General features: G+C 65.2%; 5 protein-coding genes and 1 pseudogene. All 6 read left to right on the forward strand.

All coding sequences use genetic code 11. From position 1 onward, the window contains the following. Window positions 1-453, forward strand: a pseudogene (locus tag ACLL97_RS07205) (hypothetical protein); the annotation flags it as partial. A gap of 41 nt (window positions 454-494) precedes the next feature. Then, entirely contained in the window at window positions 495-2,810 is a 2,316-nt protein-coding gene (locus tag ACLL97_RS07210) for a tetratricopeptide repeat protein (RefSeq protein WP_411279796.1), read from the forward strand. Beyond that, window positions 2,807-3,580, forward strand: coding sequence for a DUF4159 domain-containing protein (locus ACLL97_RS07215; protein ID WP_411279797.1), 774 nt, complete (start codon window positions 2,807-2,809; stop codon window positions 3,578-3,580). Before ACLL97_RS07210 ends, ACLL97_RS07215 begins: the two co-directional genes overlap by 4 nt. 15 nt (window positions 3,581-3,595) lie before the next feature. Further along, window positions 3,596-4,630, forward strand: a complete 1,035-nt coding sequence (locus tag ACLL97_RS07220) for an AAA family ATPase (RefSeq protein ID WP_411279798.1) — start codon at window positions 3,596-3,598, stop codon at window positions 4,628-4,630. Window positions 4,631-4,637: 7 nt separating this feature from the next. After that, a complete protein-coding gene (locus tag ACLL97_RS07225; RefSeq protein ID WP_411279799.1) occupies window positions 4,638-5,537 on the forward strand; it encodes a DUF58 domain-containing protein in 900 nt (299 codons plus the stop codon). 26 nt (window positions 5,538-5,563) lie between these two features. Beyond that, the coding region (locus ACLL97_RS07230) for a vWA domain-containing protein (protein ID WP_411279800.1) at window positions 5,564-6,260 on the forward strand (697 nt) is incomplete at its 3' end.

Here is a 6,260-nt window from a genome sequence, read left to right on the forward strand (position 1 = left end):
CTGAAGGCATCGAATCGCGTCGTGGTGACCGCGACCAAGACATCGAACGAACGCAACGAGTCGGTGTTTCTGCAGTACTTCGCCGGCGCGCTTGGGCTCGATGCCGCAGACGCCAACAAGGATGGGCGTCTATCCGTACTCGAAGTGTTCCGCTTCGCCCGCACCGAAGTGGGCAAGGTATACACCAGCTCGAATCGTATGCAGACCGAGCACGCGCTGGTCAGCGACTCCCTGCTGGCTTCTCGGGTGGCGTTCGGCAAGACGGCAGTGGCGACCGAACCGCGCGTGGCTGCCCTGATCGCCGAACGGCAGGCGCTCGAGTCGGACGTGGCGTCGCTGCGTACGAAGAAGGCAACGATGACCGCCGATGCGTACGACGCGGAGCTCGAGCGACTGCTACTGGCGCTGGCCGAAAAAACGAAGGCGATTCGCACCGCGGGAGGTGGAAAATGAGACGCTCCGCGTTGAGGCGCTCGGCATGGCTACTCTCCGCCGTGTCGGTGCTCGCGCCGTTAGCGGCCTGCGGACAGGACCGCGCGGCGGCACAGGCGGCAACTCGGGTGGTGCAGCCTCTCGCACCGCGGGTCGCGAGTCCCGACCGATGGGCCACCGAGATCGCGGCGGCGGAAGCGTCGGCTCGTCGCGGTAATCGTCCCGAGGCCACGCAGCGCGCAGGGCGCATCACGGCCGCCTACGAACAGGGCGGCGCCCGCAACAGCGACGAGCATCTCTCGGCTGGCCGCGCGTACGTCCTATTGGGGATCGGCAATGCGCAGGCCGTCCGTTCGGCGCTGGCGGCGTTCGATCGCGCTACCGCCGCCGACTCCAGCAACTTCGACGCGCCGCGACGTGCGGGTGAGCTGTTCCTCGAGAAGTACAACGCGCCCGATGCGCGATTGTCCTTTGAAGGGATCCTGCGGCGCTCGCCCACCGACGCCAAGGCGTTACTGGCGATAGCGCGCGTGGAGGAGTTCGAGGGCAAGGGCAATCCGATGGCGACCGCGCGTCTCAGCATCGCCAGCGATCCGAACTACGCCGACGCGCTGGCGTTTGTGGCGAAGATGCAGCGGGACGCCGAAGCATACGACTCCGCGCGCGTCTACGCGCAGCGCGCAATCGAGGCCGATGCGGCGTCAACCGCCGGCTGGTCGGTGTTGGGGTCGATGGCCTTCCTGAATGGTGACAGCGCCACGTTCCGAAAGGCGCTGGCCGCCGTGACGGCGTCGCAGCCGGCGCCGGCCGAGTTCTACACCGATTTGGCGGAAGCCTCGGTGAGGCAGCGCCGATACACGGAGGCGGTCACGCTCGCCCAACGAGCCATCGGCTACGACTCACTATATGTGCCGGCGTTCGGGGTGCTGGGCACGAACCAGCTGCGCATCGGGCAGATGGACGCTGGGCGCGCGGCGCTGGAGCGTGCATTCGCGCTGGACCCGTTCAATCTCTGGCACAAGAACACGCTCGATCTGCTCGACAAGATGAAGTCGTTCCGCACGATCGACCGCGGACGATTCCGCGTGGTCGCTCCGGCGGACGAAGCCGACCTGCTCGCCCTCTACATCGTGCCGTTGCTGGAGCAGGCATACGATTCGCTGGCCGTACGGTACGGCTACAAGCCGCCCACACCGATCCGGCTGGAGTTCTATCGATATCACGCCGATTTCTCGGTCCGCACGGTCGGTCTCGCCGGACTGGGTGCACTGGGCGTGAGCTTCGGCAGTCTGCTGGCGATGGACACCCCGAACGGTCGCGAACGGGGGCAGTTCAACTGGGGCTCCACCGCCTGGCATGAACTTACGCACGCGTTCACGCTCGGCGCGTCGGCCCATCGCGTGCCGCGGTGGCTGTCGGAAGGCCTGTCGGTGCTCGAGGAACGGCGCGTAGGACGGGGCTGGGGGGCCGACGCCACGGTGTCGTACGTGGTCGCGATGGCGCACGGGAAGCTGCGTCCCATCAGTCGGCTCAGCGACGGCTTCCTGCGGCCGCGATTCCCCGAGGAGACGCAGTTCAGCTACTACCAGGCGTCATTGTTCTGCGAGATGGTAGAGTTGTCGCGTGGTGCGGCCGCGTTGCCGGCCATGTTGAGAGCATATCGCGACGGCTTGAACACGCCCGACGTGTTTCAAACTGTGCTTGGAAAGACGCCGGCGCAGATCGACGCCGAGTTCGCGGCCTATGCGCAGCGCAGGTTCGCGCAGGCGCTCAGCGCGGTGCGTGGGTCATCGCCCAGCGACAGCAGCGGTGGCAAATTCGTGGCTACGATGCGCGAGGCCGCGTCGAAGATGGGCACCGACCGTGATGGCGCGCGCAAACTGTTCGAACAGGCGCACGCGATGTTCCCCGACTACGGCGGAGAGGACGGCCCGGCATGGTATCTCGCCCAGGTCGCCGAGTCGGCCGGCGACACCACGCTTGCCCTGTCGATGGTCGAGCAAGTTACAAGCCGCAACGAGACGGCGTGGGACGCCAACCTGTTCGAGGCGAATCTTCGCGAGAAGCGTGGCGACCGGGCCGGTGCGCTTCGCGCCCTCGACCGGTTGAATTGGATCTGGCCGTACGATGCCGGTGTGCACTCGCGCCTGGCCACACTCGCCGCCGCGCAGGGCGACCATGGCCGTGCGGTGCTGGAGCGTCGCGCGATTATTGCCATGGCTCCCACCGACATACTGGATGCCCGGTATGAACTGGCGCGTGCATTGCGCGATGCCGGTGATATCGCCGGGGCCCGTCGCGCGCTACTGCAGGTACTCGAAGAGGCGCCGTCATTCGAAAAAGCACAGACCCTGTTGCTGGAGCTACGCGGAAAATGACACTCCTCGTACGCGCGCTGCTGGGCAGCGCCCTGATGCTGTCGTCGCTCGCTCCGACGGAGTCGGTACAGGCGCAGCGACGCGGCCAGCCGGAGCTTCTCCCCAATGTGCCGTACGACGGACGTCTGACGTTCGTGCGGGTGAAGTACCAGATGCCGGAGTTCGGCGGCGGCGGTTTCCGTGGTGGTCGCGACATTCCGTGGAGTCACGATTATCCACGCGGCGAGCGCCACTTCACGAAAATCGTGAGCGAACTCTCCAGCACCCGCGTGCGAATCGACGCCAGCAACATTCTCACGCTCGACGACCCACAGCTCGGCAAGTATCCGATCGCGTACATGGCAGAGGCGGGTTTCTGGCGGCCGTCGGATGCCGAGGCGCTGGGGCTTCGAAACTATCTGGCGAAGGGCGGCTTCATCATTTTCGATGACTTCGCCGGTGAGCACTGGATGAACTTCGAACTCCAGATGAAGAAGGTGCTGCCCAACCTGCGGCCCATCGAGCTCGACCTCTCGCATCCGATCTTCGACTCGTTCTACCGCATCAAAAGTCTGGAGTACGACCACCCGATCTACCGGGGTGCGAAGTCGGTGTTTTACGGCGTGTTCGAGGAGAATGATCCGAAGAAGCGCATGCTGGCGATCGTGAACTACAACAATGACCTGTCCGAGTACTGGGAATTCTCCGACACGGGGATGTTCCCGCTCGACATGTCGAACGAAGCGTACAAGCTGGGCGTGAACTACATCATCTACGCGTTGACCCGCTAGCCTCCGAGGAACTAGGTGACTGCACCGGCCCCTTCCACGTCCGAACTCGATCGTCTCGACGACGGCGCCCTTGCCGACCGCCTTCAAGGCGCCGGTCAACGCATCGCGAGCGAACTGCGCAAAGTCATTGTTGGTCAGGAGGTCGTGGTGGAGCAAGCGCTCATCGCGCTCTTCGCCGGCGGTAACTGTCTGCTGGTGGGCGTGCCGGGGCTGGCGAAAACACTGCTCATCTCCACTTTGGCCCGTGCCCTCGACCTCAAGTTCTCACGCATTCAGTTCACGCCCGACCTGATGCCGAGCGACGTGACCGGGACCGACGTGATTCAGGACGACCCGGCCACTGGCCAGCGTCGCCTCGCATTCATGCCCGGCCCGGTGTTCGCCAACGTGCTGCTGGCCGACGAAATCAACCGGACGCCACCCAAAACGCAGGCTGCGCTCCTGGAAGCGATGCAGGAACGTCGCGTGACCGTGCAGGGGCGCACCTACGAACTCGACAAGCCGTTCTTCGTGTTCGCCACGCAGAATCCGATCGAACTCGAAGGCACGTATCCGCTACCCGAAGCGCAACTTGATCGCTTTATGCTTGAAGTGATGCTGGACTACCTCCCGGAAGAAGACGAAGTGGCGGTGGTGAAGTCGACCACGTCGCTGCCGCCGGAGGAAGTGCAGTCGGTGGTGTCGAAGGAAGAGATTCTGGCGTACCAGCGCGTGGTACGTCGCTTGCCGATCGCCGACGCCGTCACGCGCTATGCCGTGAAGTTGGTGCGCACCTCGCGTCCGGGCGACGGCGCCCCCGACTACGTGCAGCAGTTCGTGTCGTACGGCGCCTCGGTGCGCGCGGCGCAGGCGCTGGTGCTGGGCGCCAAGGCGAGGGCGCTGCTGCAGGGCCGCGCCAGTGCCAGTTTCGAAGATGTGCGGGCGCTCGCACGTCCCGTGCTGCGACACCGCGTGTTGGTGAACTTCACGGCGCAGTCGGAGAAGGTGACCACCGATTCACTCATCGGGCGTCTGCTCGAGAGCGTGCCGCTTCCCCGCTCATCGCTCTGAGCGAACCGTGGCGACCGCTCCCGCGTCCTTTCTCGACCCCGCCCTGCTGGCGCGGATCGCCGATCTCGCGCTATTGGCGCGCACGGTGGTGAACGGCTTCATGCACGGTCAGCATCGATCGTTGCGCAAAGGGTCGTCGTTGGATTTTGCGGAGCATCGCTCGTATCAGCCGGGCGACGACCTGCGTCGTATCGACTGGCGGGTGTACGGGCGCACCGACCGGTTTTATATCAAGGAGTACGACGCCGACACCAACGCCGGTGTGATCTTCGCGCTCGACGCGTCGGGCTCCATGGATTTCGGCAGCGGCGCTGTCACCAAATTCGAGTACGCGCGTTTTCTCGTGGCGTCGCTGGCGTGGTTGTCGAAGTCGCAAGGTGATCGCATCGGCTTGGCCACGTTCAAGGAAGACCTTGTGGATGTCGTACCCCCGTCGGTGCGTCATCTGCAGCTACTGCTGCACACGCTGTCGCGTGCCAAAGCGGCCGGGCCGAGTCGGCTGGTGCACTCGATCGGGCGGATCGGCCATCTCACCACACGTACCGGGATCGTCGTGCTCGTGACGGACTGCTACGAACAGCCGGAGGCGCTGGGTCGCGCGGTGGCCGCGCTGCGCATGGGCGGTCACGACGTGATCATTTTTCACATCGTTGACCCGGCAGAGAAGATGCTGCCGGGCGACCTGCCGGCCACGTTCGAAGATGCGGAGAGTGGCGCGCTGCTGCCGCTGCGTCCGGGTGAACTGCGCGACAAGTATCAGACCTTGATCACGGCGCACCACGCCGCACTCCAGGAGCGCTTCACCAGCGCTGGTGCCGACTACGTGCGTCTCGACACGAGCGAACCGCTCGACCGTGCACTCCACGCCTACCTCGACGCGCGGCTCTCGCGCAGTCGCGTACGCTGACGATCGACTAACCGAGTCATTCGCTCATGGGCATCGGATTTCTCGTTCCCGCATTTCTGGCCGGACTCGCGGCATTGGCGATTCCGTTGCTGATGCATTTGCGGCATCGCGACAAAGAGCGTCCGATTCGGTTCCCGTCGTTGATGTTTCTGGAGCAGTTGCCCATCCGCACCTCGCAGCGGCAGCGCATCACCGACTGGCCGCTATTGCTGCTGCGCGCGCTGGCGGTGGCCGCGCTGGTGTTCGCGTTCGCGCGCCCCGTGCTCACTGCTCGTCCGACCGCCGGCGGTGACACGCGTCGGCGCGCTGTGGTGGTGGTGGTCGATCGGTCGCTCAGTATGGGCTACCAAGGCGTGTGGTCACGCGCGCTCGATTCCGCACGCGCCGTGGTGAACGCGCTGGGCGCCGGCGATCGCGTTGGCGTAGTAGCGTATGATGATGCCTCGGAAGTGCTGCAGCGCATGAGTGACGATAAATCGCAGGCCATCGCGGCCCTCTCCACGCTCAAGCCGCTAGCCCGAGGCACACGCTTGGCACCGGCGTTGCGCACTGCGCGGCAGATGCTACTCGATGCGCCATTTGCCGCGGCCGAGATTATCGTGGTCTCCGACCTCCAACGGGCGGGAGCGGTCGGTATTGCGGGGATCGACCTGCCAGCCGGTGTGCAGTTGCGCAGCATTCCGGTGGGCGCCGCCGACCGCGCCAACAGCGCCGTGCGGGTGA

Origin of the sequence: Gemmatimonas sp., from assembly GCF_046594945.1 — a bacterium.
In the GTDB taxonomy this organism is placed as follows: domain Bacteria; phylum Gemmatimonadota; class Gemmatimonadetes; order Gemmatimonadales; family Gemmatimonadaceae; genus Gemmatimonas.